The sequence below is a fragment of the Rhizobacter sp. P3_B12 genome (genome assembly GCF_056402895.1).
Map to the genome: position 1 here is coordinate 1 of NZ_JBFUGN010001793.1, position 521 is coordinate 521.

Annotated in this window: 1 protein-coding gene; it reads right to left on the bottom strand. The window is 68.3% G+C overall.

Annotation, left to right across the window (positions count from 1 at the left end):
• Positions 1-124: 124 nt before the first annotated feature.
• Positions 125-521 (bottom strand): EAL domain-containing protein (locus tag AC1D01_RS38250; RefSeq protein WP_477875246.1); only part of this gene is annotated, 397 nt, incomplete at its 5' end.

Genomic DNA, 521 nt, shown 5'->3' on the forward strand with positions numbered 1-521 from the left:
GCTCGACCCCCGCCGAAGAGCGACCCATCATTCATCCTCCATCCGGCGCCAGCGTCGCCGAAAACGGCACGCAAGGCCATCGGCGCCGATCCGATATGGAGGCTCAGGAAATCCGAGGCGGCGCTCAGATCACCGGATCCAGCGTGCTCACCCGCGGCTCGCCGCGCGGCGTCCGCCACAGCGTCGCATCCTCGTGCCGCAGCTGGTACGCCGGCACCGGCCGTCCGAGCAGGAAGCCCTGGATCTCGTCGCAGCCATGCGCCCGCAGCCGCGCCAGCTGCGACGCCGTCTCGGCGCCCTCGGCATTCACGCGCATGCCCAGCGCATGCGAGAGCGAGACGATCGAGCCGACGATCAGGTCGACCTTCGGGTCGCGCTCCATGTTCTGCGTGAACGCGCGATCGATCTTGACCTTGTGGAACGGGAAGCGCCACAGGTAGGCCAGGCTCGAGTAGCCGGTGCCGAAATCGTCCATCACGATCCGAGTGCCCAGGGCCTGCAGCGTCTGCAGCGTCTGCAGC